A 15,197-nucleotide genomic window follows, 5' to 3' on the forward strand; every position below is an offset into this window, starting at 1 on the left:
AACGTATACGTCAAAGTTTATAGTGAAGATAAATAAGGCGTGAGGAGGAAACGATGGATAAGTATAGCATTGGTGAAATTTCAAAAGAAACGAATGTAACGACGAGAACACTTAGATATTATGAGGAAATTGGATTATTAAAACCGTCGTACGTTGCTGAGTCAGGATATCGTTACTATTCAAAAGATGATGTAATTACATTGCAACAAATAACAACGTTTAAAAAGCTTGGTTTTAAGCTTTCGGAAATAAAAAAAGTGTTAAAAGAGGAAAAGGGGAATTCAGAAGAAAGATGGAAAAGTGCAATTCAAAATGAAATTCAAACAATACAAGCGGAAGTAAAAAGATTACAGGACTTAGAAAAACTATTATATACAGCATTTCATTCCATTGAATTAACTGGAGAGCTTAAAACAGAAGATTTAATGTTATTCATAAAATCAGTACAGGGAATTGAGCAGAGAGAAAATTTCCGACAAAAATATTTTACGGAGGAAGAACAGAAGGTTATAGAGGATTTACCAACACTTGAAGAAAACAATGAAAGAACAAAAGAATGGTTACAAGTATTAAGAGCAATTCGTCAGCGTATAAATGAACCAGTAGATTCACCGGAAATTCAAAAATTAGCGGAAAGGGTAGTGGCTTTTTCAATGCACGTATTTCATGAAGATGAACAATTAATAAATAAGTATTGGGATTTAATTAAACCTGAAGAGGGAGAGATTGCAAAAGTATATGGACTTGATTCGGAAACAATGAAGTATATAGATGAAATGGTGGAGTATTATTTGAAAAAGGAGGAAGATAAATGACAGCCACGCAAAAAGAAAAGCTATATGGAAAGGAGCACGCACGATTAGAGCGGCAATACTTTTATAAACATGTGGGGATTTTCATTTTTGCACAGCTTCTATTTATTTTTATAGTAGGGCTTGTACCAGCTCAAGAGTTGCCAAGCGGTTCCTATTTCCTTCATATGAAAGAGTGGATTTTAAATAAACAAATTGGATTTTATAAAAATGAAACGATTAATACGATTACAAGTGTCTGGACATCAGTGCTTATTATTCATTTTATATGGGCGATGTCTTACATTCTTTTTCCGAAAAAGAAGCGTAATTCTTCGAAACAAGAAACAAGAGAAGAGATAAAAGAAGAAGTGAAAAAGAAAAAGGAGATTAGCATAAATAGGGCGTGGATGTATTTAGTATTTGGGGGCTTAATTGAAATATATTGGGCGACAGGATTAAAAACAAATTCAATGAGTATTTTGACACTCATTGCAATTTTAGTGAGCTTTCAACTACTAATTGAAGCAACTAAAAAAATTCCAATTGGTACGGCATATGCAGTATTTACTGGAATTGGTACAGTTGGAACGATATTGGTAGATATTTTATATTTCAAAGAACCATTTTCGCTCATCAAAATTTTCCTCGTTTGCTTATTGGCACTATTTATTATCGGATTGAAATTTAGTGGGAATAAGGAAGAGGTGAAATAAAGTGGCATGGATCTATTTAATTATAGCTGGGCTCTTTGAAATTGTCGGTGTAATTGGGATAAAGAAAGTAGCCAAAAATAATAGTTGGACGAATAATATTATTTTAATAGGTGGTTTTATTATTAGTTTTCAATTTTTAACGATGGCGCTTCAAGAAATTCAGTTATCGATCGCATATGCAGTTTGGACTGGAATCGGAACGCTCGGGGCAGCAGTTGTCGGTATTTTATTTTTTCAAGAACCTAAAAACGCTTTTCGGATTATTTGTATTGTTGGGATTATGGGGACGATTATTGGATTGAAAGTAGTGAGTTAAAGAAGAGCACACAAGCTCTTCTTTTTTATGGAAGTATGTCAGAAATCCCAACGAAGAAAGTGATTATCCCAACTATAAAACAAAAGATAGCTTTCGATTTTTGCTTTTGTTGTATTTCAGCAACTCCCGAAAGAATAAATGTGATGCTTAAAAGGATAAATACATAAGAGAAAAGAATAGAAATTCGTGTAAAAAGACTAAAAAAAGAAAGAATAAAAGCAATAGCAGATAGTAAGATTCGAAGGTTTGTTAGCATAGTATCCTCCAATTTATTAACTGTTTAAAAAATCCAAATTAGTGAGAGGTAATGGTCAGTAGGTGATTGGAAATTATATGTTATCTTTAGTGAAAGTAGTTCGATATTACAATGAAGAGCATAAGACTAGAAACGAAAAAATGCGAGATACCCATTGATTTTCTTCCGGATTTCAGTTCATTAATTCCTAGAAGAATAAAGAAACAACTGAGAGCAAATTGCATGTATGGGAGAAGTGTGAAGTTGTCGGTAGCAAGAGAATAAGTGCAAAGAGAGAGTGTGAGAAGCATGAAAAAATAGCGTAATCCAGTTAGCATTGTATACCTCCTTTAAAGAGACTATTTATCGAAATATTTCTGAGAAGCCAAGAAATAAAGCACCAGCTCCCGCTAACAGAGCAAGTATACTACCACCTTTTTGCTGTTTTAAGATTTCCTCTATACTAATAACGAAAGCCATCATCCCTAAAAAGATGAACATATAAGGCATAATTTCTCTATTACTAGTAAAGAAACTATAGATTGCTATACATAAAGCAATAAGTGATAAAGTAATCCGTACTCCTTTTAGCATGCATGTACCTCCTTTTATTTGATATAGCTAATGATGAGAACAATCCAAATGAAAGCACCGGAAATAATACAAATAAATCCAGTTGCTGCCTCCTTTTTCTTTATTTGTTCAAATGCGATGAGAAACATTAAAGCCCCTAATAGAAATTGTGAAAGAGGTAAAAAATTATTTTGACCTGTATATAATCCAATTGCCGACATAACGATCACAGTGAGTGCTGCTATGATGCGGAGTATACGAAGCATATTAGGAATTCTCCTTATGCTTTTTTGTATAAGGATTGTCTTCTAGTTTATCGACGGAATGTTTATAAGCATAGCCTTTATTAATTGTCATGATGGAGAGTACGAGGATGATTAGGACGATGATAATACCGATAATTAATATTTTGAACATAAAATCCCTCCTTTTCTTTATTTTACATAATTTTGTAATTGATGAAAACAATAGAAAATAAAAGGATGAAAGAAGGGTGTTACATGGAGACGAAAAAAACATATTATATATCAATAGGAAATGGTCAAATTTCACAAGTGAAGACGGCGGATACGTATAATTTTGAGATTTCCGCAAATGATGAGGAAATTACGGAATTAAGAGAGCACTTTGATCAAGCATATGTAGAAGATTTAGGGTCATTTGTACGCTCCCACGTTCCATTTGTTGAGTATCATCACGATTCAAATAATGACCGATATGATGAACAACTACAAAAAGCATATAAAATGATTTACGATTTAGGAAATCATGAGACGAAAGAATTAGTCGCGCAAATGGGAATAATCAATGGATTGTAATTGGATAATATTATGCAGAAAAGCGAGAATATGCTACAATTTGTGGTAGGAAAAACTTGTAACCATCAATAGGGGAGTAATGGCATGTACAAATTTAAAGATTATTACCACAACACTGTACAATTATCGTTTGAACGTTATCCATTTTCTCCTGAGCCAAAGCATGTTTGGGTTGTATGCCGGTACGGGGATCAATGGTTATTAACACATCATTTACGTCGCGGTCTTGAATTTCCAGGTGGTAAAGTAGAAATAGGGGAAACACCGGAAGAAGCGGCAGTTCGAGAGGTTCATGAAGAAACCGGCGGCATAGTTTCTGATTTAACTTACTTAGGACAATACAAAGTATCTGGAAAAGACAAAATAATCATTAAAAACATTTATTTTGCAACAATTAGTGCGGTAGAAGAACATACGCATTACGAAGAAACGAAAGGGTCTGTTTTATTAAAAGACATTCCTGACAACATTAAAACGAATAGAAAATTTAGCTTTATAATGCGCGATGACGTATTAGCGCGTACGATGAAACATATAGAAGAAATCGGCTGTTTTACGAAGTAAAGTGGCCGGTTTCTTTTTTTTGTATGTAAGAATAAATGTAAATATATCTTTACATTTTAGGAGGGGGAAGATGGATAAAAGAAAAGAAACGACTGTTACTGTTTCGATGGTTAAATTAAACTTTTCTTTATTTTTTATAATAATTGCTTTGTCGTTTGGAATTGGTTATTTGCATATATTTCTTTCAGGTGGGGTTCAAGTTGAAGTTACATTATTAACGATGTTTCTTTTTATTATCGCAATGATTGTTCTCGTTTGTATTCATGAAGCGATACATTTAATTGGCTTTCGCTATATCGGAGGTGTTCCGTGGAGTGAACTAAAATGGGGCGTTAATTGGAAATTAGGTGTTGCATATGCTCATTCTAAACAGGCGGTTACAGTAAAGCAAATGAAGAAAGTGTTAATGCTTCCGTTTTTACCAACTGGAATTTTGCCAATTGTATTGGGATTAGCTATGAATCTGGAGCCACTCTCATTTTTAGGAATTCTACTAACAGGAGGTTGTATCGGTGACATTGCCGTATATCAAAAAGTTTCAAAGTTTCCAGATGATGCGCTAGTAAAAGATCATCCGAGTAAACCTCAGTTTACAGTGTATGAATAATAAAGGAAGAGGAGGCGTTTTTGAACAACTGCCTCCTCTTATTATTTTTTGTCGGTGAATCAAGATATCGTGAAAATTGTTGATATAATTTAATTACTATTATTGTGTTTTTATCTCCACCTCTAAAAACAAAAGCACCTCCAACAAATCATCTACGATACGTGAATGCTTAAAATCACCCCAAAACGAATCTTTTTTCCAAACACCAAGAATTCCTACTTGTTCAGAACCAAGCACATCGTTTTCTGGATGATCTCCAACATAAAGACATTCTTCTGCCTTAACATCTAGTCTTTGCAAAGCACGTTCGAAAATTTCAGGGTGAGGTTTTTTAATTCCTTCAGCTTCTGAAACGAGAATGGTGTTTGTATACGTATGTATATGTAGTGCTCGAAGGTTGCTCATCTGAAATTCAGTAAAACCATTTGTGATAATACCAATTTTAATGTTTCGCTGTTTTAACTGTTGAAGTAGTTCATGCGTGTTTTTGAAAGGAATACAATGATGTTGGAAGTTTGTAATATAGTCGTGTAGCAGTTGCTCTTGCGTTAAAGTAGTAATGTTGTATTCGGAAAGGAGAGTAGCATATACTTTATCCTTCCACGTATAGCCATTATTATCGAGTTCAAGAAATCGAGAACAATACTCTGATTTCTCTATACTCATCAAATGTGAGGAGAAGCGATTATATTGCTCACAAATAAATTGTTCTAAAGATTGGCGCCGATCTAATAGTGTTCCATCTAAGTCGAATAAGATTGCACGAATCATGAGAAGCCTCCTTGCAGTTTTTATAATTAATTATCGCATATTCGTAAAAAATGATTATGATATTTTGTAGAATGGAATAATGGGGGATTGTATGAAGAAATTGTATGGCAAGTTAGTGTGTTGTATTATAGCAAGCAGTTTAGTTGCAGGATGCGATAGTGCTATCGAGGTTACGAAAGAAAAAGAAAAAGAAATTTGTAAAACAGAAGAAGAGTGCACGCAAATAGGAGATAAAACATTACAAAAAGTATATAAAAAGATAGAGGGACTTTCAGAACTTGAAAAAGTAGAGGATTATGACATAGGAGAGTATGAAAGTATGAATATGAAAGAGGCGGAAAAGAAAAAAGAAGAGGATGACAATTATTTCTTTTTAGCTTCTTATTATATCGATGGTGATGGAATTGTAGATCCTTATTTTGAGAAATTGGATCGTAAGAGATTGAATAAAGCTTTTGCAGATGACGAAGTAGCAAAAGATGATTTGTTAAGCCAACGGCAAGATAGAGAGTATCATGAAACTTTATGGGATATGTATCGCACTCTCATTCCAGTGAAATATCGTGAGAATATAACAGGGTTTGATCTAATAACGGATGGTTATGATGGCGTTGTTGCTCATGTCATGCCAAGTATGGATGACCCGAGAGATTGGTTGCTTAGTTTAGACGTGCTCGATTCTGGGGTGAATATAGATGAAGTGATGAAAACATTAATTCATGAAACGGCTCACGTATTAACGATTGGGCATAAACAAGTACCAGTGGATAGGAAATATTTAGAGGCGTTTGATGAAGAGAAAGACATTTCATCATATCGAAATAAATGTAAAACGGTGTTCTTGAAAAATGGATGTGCGAGAAAAACTTCGTATATTAACCAATTTTATAATGAATTTTGGAAACCAATTGAGCAAGAGTGGACAGAAAAGAAAGTAGAAGAAAGTGAAGAGGCACAAATTAAATTTTATAAAGAAAAGCATGATGAGTTTGTATCGTTGTATGGAACAACAAATGTAACGGAAGATATCGCAGATACATTTACAGCGTTCATTTTACAAGATTCAAAAAAAGTGAAAGAAGGAACAGAGTTAAAATATAAGAAAATTGCTTTCTTCTATCAGTTCCCTGAGCTTGTAAAAATGAGAGCGGAAGTGCTGTCAGGATTATATGATGTTTCGAAAACGATAGAACAACAAAGTGGAGACTAATGTAAGTTATGTGTTCGATATAGTTTCGTTAAAGTAAAGCGTGAAGAATTTTTAATTCTTTGCGTTTTTTCATGTTGATAAAATTGAAAATTCTGTATTTTTCTTTAAAAGAAGAAGGAACTGGAGGTATAAAATAGAATTAGTATAAAAACGTCACAATTTAGACACAATTATAATGCGCGTGTTGTAGGGACTATAAGTTTACTCTCGAGGAGGTAATGAAACGTATGAAAACGATTCTTGCTGTTGCTGGTCTCATTTGGGTAATGTCTCACGGTTTTCCGATTTTTGAAGGGGAGCAAATTCGTAGTGCTTTGAATGAAAAGTTTAATGATTATCATGTGATAGATCGAAAAGATAATGTCGTTACAGTACGTGTGAAAGACTGTTTCCATACAGTTACGGTTGCGGATGGAAACATTACAAATGAAACGAAAATGTGTGATAAAAGGTAAAAGAAAGAAGCTGACTATAGCGCACTGTTTTGAGTCAGCTTCTTTTTCTTTTTCCAATTAGAATTTTTTCAAATGCCTCAACAAATACATACATAAGAGTTGCAAGAACACATGTGAGTAGTACGCTAAGTAAGACGAGTGTGAAGTTAAAGACTTGGAATCCGTAGCTAATTAAGTAGCCAAGTCCTTGTTTGGAAACGAGAAGTTCTCCGAAAATAACACCGACCCAGGATAAACCAACGTTTACTTTTAACGTTGAGATAATTGCTGGAAAGGATGCAGGGAGAACGACTTGCTTATAACATTGCCATTTATTTGCACCAAATGTGTCCATCACTTTTATATAGTTAGAATCGACTTCTTGAAATGCACTGTAAATAACGAGAATGGTAATGATGATGGAAATGATTACTCCCATTGCGATAGAAGATGAAATGTTTGGACCGAAAATAACGATGATGATTGGACCGAGTGCAACTTTTGGCATTGCATTTAGGACGACGAGATAAGGATCAAGTACGCGGGCTAGAAGTGGCATCCACCAAAGGAACGTGGCAATAATAGCACCAAGTACTGTTCCGAGAATGAAGCCTACTCCTGTTTCCAGTAATGTCGTCCATATGTGGACCCAAAGTGAACCATCGATCCATTTCGTTAAGAAGAGATCCCAAATACTCGAAGGAGAGCTAAAGAGTAAAGGATCAATCCATTCTTTTTTACTAGCTATTTCCCATAGTGCAAAGAAAAGAATAAGTAGTAAAAGTTGTAGCGAGCGAGCAATCCAAGCGCGTCTGCGTTCGTTCTTTCGAAATTGTTCATGTAGTTGTTTTATATTATCCAAGTCGTTCCAGCTCCTTCCATATATCTTGAAAGAGGGCTGGGAAATCGTAGTGGTGGCGTGCTTCTAACGGTGATAAAGAACGGATACTTTCCGGGACGATAAAGGTTTTTGCGATTTTTCCGGGATTCGCTTGCAGTAAATAAATACGATCACTCATCGCGATCGCTTCTTCAATATCATGAGTAACAAGTAGTGATGTTTTCTTATATTTATTTAGTAAGTTGAAAACGAGTTCTTCTAGTTTTAACTTCGTTTGATAATCGAGTGCGGAGAATGGTTCATCTAGTAATAAAATTTTCGGATCAGTCGCTAATGTTCGAACGAGAGCGGCACGTTGACGCATACCGCCGGATAGTTCACGAGGATATTGTTCTTCTACACCATGCAGACCGACTTGTTTTAAAAGGTTTAAAGTATGTTCTTTCATCTGCTCATCATAAATCTTTCGAATATGAAGTCCAAGCATAATATTTTCTTCAATCGTTTTCCAAGGGAATAAGTAATCTTGTTGCAACATATATCCCATAGATGATGTTTTCGTTGTAATCGGTTCACCATCTAAAAAGACGATACCGTCAATTGGATCAAGTAGTCCAGCAATGATTGAGAGGAGCGTTGTTTTACCGCAACCACTTGGACCGAGTATAGAAATAAATTCGCCTTCTTCCACTTGTAAGCTCATATCTTCGAGAATAAGTTTGGCATTCTCTTTTGCAAAAAAACAGTGAGAAACGTTACGTATTTGTAAAAAACTCATACCCTTCGCCTCTATTTCTTAATAACGCTTTCGGCAATTTTTGTATTGACGAGCGCTTCATGTGGGACTTCTTTTTGTAATTCGCCAGCGTCTTTCATAATAGTTTGGAGCTGTTTCCATTCTTCCGCATCTAATAGTGGATTTGTCGCATAAGAATGTTGCTTTTTGTACCGTTCAATTACTTTTACTGTTATGTCTTTTGAAGTGTCTTTAAATAGCGGAGAAACGGCATCAGCAATTTCTTCTGGACTATGTGTATCAACCCATTGCTGTGCTTTATAGAGAGCACGTGTGAACTTTTCGGCAGCAGCTTTATCTTTCTTTAAGAAACTTTCTTTTGCCATGAACGTTGTATAAGGAACAGTACCAGATTCATTTCCGAATGAAGCGACGATATAACCTTTACCTTCTTTCTCAAGTATACTTGCAGTCGGTTCAAAGAGCTGTACAAACTCTCCAGTACCAGATGCGAAGGCATTTGCAATATTAGCAAACTCGATATTTTGAATTAAGTTTGTATCTTTATGAGGATCAATGCCATTTTTCTTTAAAACGTATTCTCCAACCATTTGCGGCATGCCGCCTTTACGCTGTCCTAAAAATGTAACACCTTTTACGTCATTCCAATTAAAAGAGTCTAGTTTTTTACGTGAAACTAAAAATGTCCCATCTGTTTGTGTAAGCTGTGCAAAGTTAATGACAGGGTCTTTCGCTCCTTGTTGATGAACGTAAATAGACGTTTCAGAACCGACGAGAGCAATATCAATTCCGCCAGATAATAGGGCGGTCATCGTTTTATCGCCACCAGCTGTTGTTTGTAGGTCAATATTTAGTCCTTCATCTTTAAAAAATCCTTTTTCAATCCCAACATATAATGGGGCATAGAAGAGAGAATGGGTAACTTCGCCGACGCGAATGTTTTGAGTTTGTTCTTTCGTACCTTCTTTTTTACTACTACAAGCAGCAAAAGTAAAAACAGCTAGTAACATGATGCAAAAAATCGCGATTAATTTTTTCACTATATAACACCTCCTAGAAGTCACTCTACAAGCATGATATGTAGGTAATCGCCCATATGTGAGTGTAGATAGCAGGAATTTTTTTGGTGGTAAAGAAGTACAAATATAAGGGGTGATAAAATGGAGTACGAATACGATGATAGCGTACATTTACATCTTGATTATTTCGGGACAGAATGTGATATGGAATCGATTGCTTATAAGAGAAAGAATGAAGACGTATGGGATGTGTATTTTAATTTTGGAGTATACGGTATTCAGAAAGACGATGTAGAGTTAGGGAGATTTATGGACGAATATGCTGGTCATTACGTTTTTTCTGTACATGCTCGCGATCTTAGCTGGGAATTTGGAAGTGCCCAGTTTGAAGAGTGGGTTTTGAAAAATCGGATAGTAGAAAAAACGCTACAAAAATAGGAGGAATTTTGTGATTGGATTTCTCATCTTATTATTTATTTTTGTGGCCGGATTTTTTATCATGCAAATGCTTATTTACCGATTTGCAAAGAAAAACATCCATAAATATACAAAAATAAAGTGGTTTCATATGTGGCTACATATGAATATGAAAAAAGGTCCGAGATTAGATTTTTTTGATTTTGTAATTATAGTACTCGTATGTATCGTATGGAAAATATGGCTGCTTCCTTTTATATAATACACATGCTAATCATTTTCTCTTTTATCATAAAATAACGAAAAGAACCTGTCTTGTGGCAGGTTCTTTTCGTTATAGTAATAGTTGTAAAAAACTTGCATTTATACATAAAACAGTGAGTGGTGTTGTGAAAGATATTTTGACAAATACAGAAACACATACATACGGAATTAAAGTGTGGGGAATAAGAAAGAGGTCGTCCAACGGTGGACGACCTCTTTCTTATTATGCTTGGTTAGTGCGGAAGAATGGAAGTTTCTGCACAATGTGAATTAATCCGTATGCAAGAATTAAGCACATAAGAGGATTAATGAAAAATCCATAGCGATTAATTGCTAAGAATAAGTTTGAGAAGATAATGTAAATAATAGAACTTGCTACTAGCATCATAACGCGTTTATGTTTAAATGAATTTAGCATGAAGCAGAAGCTGCTCAAGAATGTACCGATGATAAACACTCTATGACATAGTTGCATAAAGTTGTGAATACGGTATTGGTCTACAGCAGGAGCTGTTTTGAATAATTCAATTGTTTTACCGACAGTGAACCAAGAGAACCAATAAGTGAAGTCCGTCTTAAATCCGTTCTTGATTAATTCTTTTGCGTATGCACCTTTGTCATCTAAGCCTTTAGCTCTCATTTCATTTACTATATTTTCATATCCAATTTTATTAAATGGATCTGCACCGGCAATTAGTGGATCTGCACCTTGGGTTGAGAATAAAATAAATTGGTTGAGTGCTAAGTAGTTACGAACAACCCATGCGCCAATAATAAAGAAAGGTCCGATAAACCATAACAATCCGATTCGAATGGAGTCTTTAAATCCATATGTAAATAACACAACAAGAACAGGAATGAGCATCATTGGAGCTGGATTTGGACGGAACATGAGTAAAATTGAAACGACAATTCCAAACCATATATGGAATTTCACTTTATTGTATTTCCATGCGAGAACAAATACATATACACATAACGCCAATAAGAATATGGATGGAACTTCTGTTAGCAATGTACGGAAGTATGTATAGTTACTTGGATAAATAGCATATAAAATACTTGCAACAATTCCATAAATGTTTTTTTCGAACAATTCTTTTCCTATTAAGAATACTAATAGCACTGTGCAAAGGTTCATGATCATGTTAATAACAGTTGCTACGTAATAGTAAGGAATTGATGTAATATCAGAAATAATCATAGCGCCAGCTAATAGTAATGGCTGACCTGGTGTAATATATGCATTTTTTCCTGGAACTTCACTAGGTTCTAAATACACATAACCAAATACACCATGTTTTAATAGTTGTTCAGCTGTTAACGAATAGTTAAAGGCATCATTTGCACCATATGTTACTTTGACTAACTCTCCATCTAATCCTGGCTGTTTTACTAAACAAAAAACGTGCAACAGGAAAGAAAGTGCCAAAATTACATATACCGCTTTAGGCAAACTCTTAAACTTAGTAAGCAAAAATGAGCAACTCCTTTTTTATTAATTCTTTCGTATTTTTATGTGAAATCTTTAATAGTATTAAGGATTTCCAAAACATAGTTATTATATCATAAAGTGGAGTGCTGAAATTAAGCTTTTCAAGAATGAGTAATTTGTATACCATAATTTAACGGTTGATTAAGGGAATATTAAGACAAAACATTTATGATAGAAGCAAGTATGCAGACGAAATATGTAATATATGTTATTTTAATAGAAATAGTTCTTTCGATGCGGGGGAAATTAAGACATAGAAACGAGGGAATGAATTGAAGTATGGTTCTACACTTTTTCATCTTCCAAAAAGAAATATATTAATTTCTAGCATTATAAGTAGTATGGTGACTTTATTAGTAATAACTATGCTGTTTATGATTTTAAAGGTTTTTAATTTAGACATGATGAAAGATCATTTAAATCAAAAGCTTGTTTTAAGTGTTATGATTATTTTCATATGGGGCATAACGTTTTATATTACGCATTTCAATAAAAAAGAGATGTCTATACTTAGAGCATCCCTGCGAGTGCATTTTATATTACTTTTACTAGCTCATACAGTAGCGTTATTTTATATTGTCATGCAAGTTAATATGAGTTTCATAGAGGCAATGAATTGGATTTACTTTTATAATATGCAGTTTATATTAAGTTTTGTAGTAATTTATGCAATATATATTCTTGTATATAATTTAATAGGTAAGGTTTTTCTAAGTATGGTTTTAACGAGCTGTACGTTAGTCATTTTAGGTATTGTGAATTATTTAAAGCTTATTTTCAGAGGCGATCCGTTATATCCTTCTGATTTCACACAAATTACGCATATGCAATCTGTTATACCGATGGTGATGGACTATTTTAGCTGGAGCTATATTTTTGTCATTATCTTAAGTATCGTAGCTTGTATTGCTGCAGGGATATATATGAGAAGCAATATTCAAAATGTAAAGATTCATCTAGGAATAAGAGCCTTATTAGTAGTAGGATCTATTTTTGTTCTATATGCGTATGGTAATTTTGCGAATACATTTATGAATAAAGTATTTCAAAAATCAGGTGTAGATTTTGTTTTGTGGAATCAAAATGAGAACTATGCTTCAAATGGTTTTGTACTTGGGTTTATTAGCAATTTAGATACAACAGTTATGGAAAAACCAAAAAATTATTCTAAAGAAAATATGCTTCAAATAGCAAACGATATAAAAAAACAATATAGTGGAAATATAGGGAGCCAAAAGAAAAAAGAGAAACCGAATATTATTTTTGTAATGAGTGAATCGTTTTGGGATCCGACGAAAGTAACTAACCTTTCTTTTAGTGAAGATCCTGTACCAAATTTACATCATTATATAGAAAACTTTCCTGGTGGACAAACTATTTCTCCTACATTTGGGGGAAATACGGCGAACGTTGAATTTGAGGCATTAACAAGTTATTCAATGAGTTTGTTAAAGCCAGGTTCTATACCATATCAGCAGGTTATTACAAATAAGAAAGAAATTCCATCAATCCCTACGGCATTGAAAAAAGAAGGTTATTATACAAGTGCAATTCATTCATTTGGTCGCACATTCTTTAAACGTGACGATGTATATAAGGTGTTAGGATTTGATAAGTTTAATGCAGAGGACACGATGGAAAATGTGGATATTGATGGAGATTATATTAGTGATTTAGCGATGAGTAAAGAGATAATTGCTGAGTTAGAGGAACAAAAACAGCCAACATTTATTCATGCAGTTACGATGCAAAATCATTTTCCATTTACAGAAGGCCGATTTGGTGAAAACCTAATAGAAATTAGCGGTCTAGAAAATGAAGAATCAAAGGGAGAATTAGAGACGTATACAGAAGGATTAAGACGTTCAGATGAGGCTCTTCAATATTTAATAGAGCAACTAGATAATTTAGATAGACCTACATTATTAGTATTCTTTGGAGATCATCTTCCATCATTAGGAACAAATAAATCTTTTTATAAAGAAAATGGGTATATAACGAATGAAAAAACACCGAGCGAACGTTTAGCGATGGCGCAAACGCCGTTATTAATGTATGCAAACTTTGATATGCCAAATGATAATTTAGGTTTAGTAAGCCCAATTCATTTTTCTAATCTTATTTTTGATTATGCAGGATTAAATAAATCCTTATTTTATCAATTTTTATCGGAACTTTACAAGGAAATACCAGTGCTTAGAGATGAATTAAAAGTTGATAAAAATGGAGAAGTAATCAATGATTTAACAAAGAAACAAAAAGAAATGTTAGAGCAATATAAAATGCTTCAATACGATTTACTCGTTGGAAATCAATATAGTAAAGATATCCTCTTTAAATAAAAGAAACAAAAAGAACTTGTATAACGATACAAGTTCTTTTTTCATAGTATTTAACGGGGTAACCAGACAAGCTGGGTTTAGGGAGTATTACTTGTACATTTAGTATATATGAAAATGTAATCGTTTTATTTGTGTATTTGTGAGAAATATGTGAATTTTATGTTTTGTGAAAAATCGATTATATTAACTTTCGTTCTTGTATTGCAGTTGTTATGTCTGTAAAAATTTTATCAGTTCTTTATTTAATTCATCCGCTTGATCGATTGGTGAACCATGACCACTATTTGTAAGAGCATGTAACTGAGAATTTTTAATTCGTTGTTGCGTAAGTTCAGCACTTTTGTAAGGAATTAGTTGGTCATGAACGCCGTGGAAGATTTTTGTTGGGACGTTAATTTTATTTAAATCTTTCGTTACATCTTCATTTGCAGCTGCTTGTAAAATTTTGATAAGGGCATAAGAAGCGGACTGCATACCGAGATAAGAAAACCATTCAAGGGTTGCAGCTCCTAAGTTTCTATTGAAAAAGGATAAAGATACATCATTTAAAAATTTTGGTAAATTAGCATACATTTGATTAATGAGAGCATCTGCTTGTTCTTTCGGTACACCGTAAGGGGACTCTTGATTTTTAACGAAAGAGGGAGAGACAGCGTCAATTAATGCGAGCTTAGAAATGCGGCGCCCATTATAGCGAGACATATATCGAATAGAAAGAGCACCACCAACTGAGAAACCGACTAACGTAGCGTTCTCTACTTGGAGTGCTTCTAGAACAATTGCGATATCATCGGCTAATCGATCATACGTGTAACCAGTCCATGGCTTATCAGATTGTCCATTCCCTCGTATATCCATGGCGATACAGCGAAAGCCATGCTCTGGTAAAAAATTGAGTTGATATTGATACATTTGATGATTTAAAGGCCATCCGTGAACGAAGAAAACAGTCTTACTACCTGGACCAGGATTAACGTCTTGCACAAAAATATGCACATCTTTCTCGACAGTAACAAACATAAATTCC

General features: G+C 34.0%; 21 protein-coding genes and 1 pseudogene. 12 read left to right on the forward strand and 10 right to left on the reverse strand.

Annotated features, from left to right (window positions below):
- Window positions 1–53 precede the first annotated feature (53 nt).
- From CQ064_RS04255 to CQ064_RS04265, 3 genes are read left to right on the forward strand one after another with little or no spacing between them, the layout of a single operon-like run.
- Entirely contained in the window at window positions 54–815 is a 762-nt protein-coding gene (locus tag CQ064_RS04255) for a MerR family transcriptional regulator (RefSeq protein ID WP_000362246.1), read from the forward strand.
- Window positions 812–1,507: a DMT family transporter gene (locus CQ064_RS04260; protein WP_000127524.1), complete on the forward strand. Its 696-nt coding sequence runs from the start codon at window positions 812–814 to the stop codon at window positions 1,505–1,507. Before CQ064_RS04255 ends, CQ064_RS04260 begins: the two co-directional genes overlap by 4 nt.
- A gap of 1 nt (window position 1,508) precedes the next feature.
- The gene (locus tag CQ064_RS04265; RefSeq protein ID WP_000312334.1) at window positions 1,509–1,823 is read left to right on the forward strand and encodes a DMT family transporter; all 315 of its coding nucleotides are present in this window, start codon (window positions 1,509–1,511) and stop codon (window positions 1,821–1,823) included.
- 25 nt (window positions 1,824–1,848) lie between these two features.
- Here CQ064_RS04265 and CQ064_RS04270 read toward each other — a convergent pair whose 3' ends face one another.
- The 4 genes from CQ064_RS04270 to ytzI all read right to left on the reverse strand — a co-directional run bounded on the left by CQ064_RS04270 (window position 1,849) and on the right by ytzI (window position 3,048).
- A complete protein-coding gene (locus CQ064_RS04270; protein ID WP_000957188.1) occupies window positions 1,849–2,079 on the reverse strand; it encodes a DUF3953 domain-containing protein in 231 nt (76 codons plus the stop codon).
- A 342-nt stretch (window positions 2,080–2,421) separates the two neighbouring features.
- Window positions 2,422–2,652 (reverse strand): DUF3953 domain-containing protein, encoded by a 231-nt coding sequence (locus tag CQ064_RS04280; RefSeq protein WP_000912056.1) that lies wholly within the window; start codon window positions 2,650–2,652, stop codon window positions 2,422–2,424.
- A gap of 14 nt (window positions 2,653–2,666) precedes the next feature.
- On the reverse strand, window positions 2,667–2,897 hold the full coding sequence (locus CQ064_RS04285; protein WP_000944451.1) for a DUF3953 domain-containing protein: 231 nt from the start codon (window positions 2,895–2,897) through the stop codon (window positions 2,667–2,669).
- Window position 2,898: 1 nt separating this feature from the next.
- Complete coding sequence (gene ytzI, locus CQ064_RS04290; protein WP_000472788.1) at window positions 2,899–3,048, reverse strand: YtzI protein; 150 nt, start codon at window positions 3,046–3,048, stop codon at window positions 2,899–2,901.
- Window positions 3,049–3,131: 83 nt separating this feature from the next.
- On the opposite strand from ytzI, the gene CQ064_RS04295 reads away from it, so the two are divergent.
- The 3 genes from CQ064_RS04295 (at window position 3,132) to CQ064_RS04305 (ending at window position 4,620) form a co-directional block, all read left to right on the forward strand.
- Window positions 3,132–3,449, forward strand: coding sequence for a hypothetical protein (locus CQ064_RS04295; protein ID WP_000448409.1), 318 nt, complete (start codon window positions 3,132–3,134; stop codon window positions 3,447–3,449).
- Between the two features lie 84 nt (window positions 3,450–3,533).
- Window positions 3,534–4,013, forward strand: a complete 480-nt coding sequence (gene mutTA / locus CQ064_RS04300; protein ID WP_000276382.1) for an antimutator 8-oxo-(dGTP/GTP)ase — start codon at window positions 3,534–3,536, stop codon at window positions 4,011–4,013.
- Between the two features lie 70 nt (window positions 4,014–4,083).
- Entirely contained in the window at window positions 4,084–4,620 is a 537-nt protein-coding gene (locus CQ064_RS04305) for a DUF3267 domain-containing protein (protein WP_000361289.1), read from the forward strand.
- A 99-nt stretch (window positions 4,621–4,719) separates the two neighbouring features.
- On the opposite strand, the gene CQ064_RS04310 is transcribed toward CQ064_RS04305, so the two are convergent.
- On the reverse strand, window positions 4,720–5,391 hold the full coding sequence (locus tag CQ064_RS04310; protein ID WP_000617258.1) for an HAD family hydrolase: 672 nt from the start codon (window positions 5,389–5,391) through the stop codon (window positions 4,720–4,722).
- A 91-nt stretch (window positions 5,392–5,482) separates the two neighbouring features.
- Here CQ064_RS04310 and CQ064_RS04315 point away from each other — a divergent pair, with 91 nt between their 5' ends.
- Both CQ064_RS04315 and CQ064_RS04320 read left to right on the forward strand, forming a co-directional pair.
- Window positions 5,483–6,601: a hypothetical protein gene (locus CQ064_RS04315; protein ID WP_000737826.1), complete on the forward strand. Its 1,119-nt coding sequence runs from the start codon at window positions 5,483–5,485 to the stop codon at window positions 6,599–6,601.
- 227 nt (window positions 6,602–6,828) lie between these two features.
- Window positions 6,829–7,056, forward strand: a complete 228-nt coding sequence (locus CQ064_RS04320) for a hypothetical protein (protein WP_000849112.1) — start codon at window positions 6,829–6,831, stop codon at window positions 7,054–7,056.
- A 34-nt stretch (window positions 7,057–7,090) separates the two neighbouring features.
- Here CQ064_RS04320 and CQ064_RS04325 read toward each other — a convergent pair whose 3' ends face one another.
- The 3 genes from CQ064_RS04325 to CQ064_RS04335 are packed head-to-tail and all read right to left on the reverse strand — an operon-like array spanning window position 7,091 to window position 9,673.
- A complete protein-coding gene (locus CQ064_RS04325; protein ID WP_000368798.1) occupies window positions 7,091–7,897 on the reverse strand; it encodes an ABC transporter permease in 807 nt (268 codons plus the stop codon).
- Window positions 7,890–8,654 (reverse strand): ABC transporter ATP-binding protein, encoded by a 765-nt coding sequence (locus CQ064_RS04330; protein WP_000009022.1) that lies wholly within the window; start codon window positions 8,652–8,654, stop codon window positions 7,890–7,892. The genes CQ064_RS04325 and CQ064_RS04330 overlap by 8 nt, the downstream gene beginning before the upstream one ends.
- An 11-nt stretch (window positions 8,655–8,665) precedes the next feature.
- Window positions 8,666–9,673: an ABC transporter substrate-binding protein gene (locus CQ064_RS04335; RefSeq protein ID WP_000733140.1), complete on the reverse strand. Its 1,008-nt coding sequence runs from the start codon at window positions 9,671–9,673 to the stop codon at window positions 8,666–8,668.
- Between the two features lie 120 nt (window positions 9,674–9,793).
- On the opposite strand from CQ064_RS04335, the gene CQ064_RS04340 reads away from it, so the two are divergent.
- The 3 genes and pseudogenes from CQ064_RS04340 to CQ064_RS33990 form a co-directional block, all read left to right on the forward strand.
- Window positions 9,794–10,090 (forward strand): DUF3986 family protein, encoded by a 297-nt coding sequence (locus CQ064_RS04340; RefSeq protein ID WP_000455579.1) that lies wholly within the window; start codon window positions 9,794–9,796, stop codon window positions 10,088–10,090.
- Between the two features lie 10 nt (window positions 10,091–10,100).
- On the forward strand, window positions 10,101–10,331 hold the full coding sequence (locus CQ064_RS04345) for a hypothetical protein (protein WP_000578980.1): 231 nt from the start codon (window positions 10,101–10,103) through the stop codon (window positions 10,329–10,331).
- Between the two features lie 109 nt (window positions 10,332–10,440).
- Window positions 10,441–10,602: pseudogene (locus CQ064_RS33990) on the forward strand (DUF2196 domain-containing protein); the annotation flags it as partial.
- Here CQ064_RS33990 and CQ064_RS04355 read toward each other — a convergent pair.
- On the reverse strand, window positions 10,557–11,810 hold the full coding sequence (locus CQ064_RS04355; RefSeq protein WP_000956221.1) for a glycosyltransferase family 39 protein: 1,254 nt from the start codon (window positions 11,808–11,810) through the stop codon (window positions 10,557–10,559). The pseudogene CQ064_RS33990 and the gene CQ064_RS04355 overlap by 46 nt on opposite strands.
- A 290-nt stretch (window positions 11,811–12,100) precedes the next feature.
- On the opposite strand from CQ064_RS04355, the gene CQ064_RS04360 reads away from it, so the two are divergent.
- Window positions 12,101–14,170 carry an LTA synthase family protein gene (locus tag CQ064_RS04360; protein WP_000873623.1) on the forward strand — a complete coding sequence of 690 codons (2,070 nt, stop codon included), beginning with the start codon at window positions 12,101–12,103 and terminating at the stop codon, window positions 14,168–14,170.
- A 210-nt stretch (window positions 14,171–14,380) separates the two neighbouring features.
- Here CQ064_RS04360 and CQ064_RS04365 read toward each other — a convergent pair whose 3' ends face one another.
- A complete protein-coding gene (locus CQ064_RS04365) occupies window positions 14,381–15,190 on the reverse strand; it encodes an alpha/beta fold hydrolase (protein ID WP_000498271.1) in 810 nt (269 codons plus the stop codon).
- Window positions 15,191–15,197: the final 7 nt, after the last annotated feature.

It is taken from the genome of Bacillus sp. MYb78, assembly GCF_002975115.1.
Classification (GTDB): Bacteria; Bacillota; Bacilli; order Bacillales; family Bacillaceae_G; genus Bacillus_A; species Bacillus_A cereus.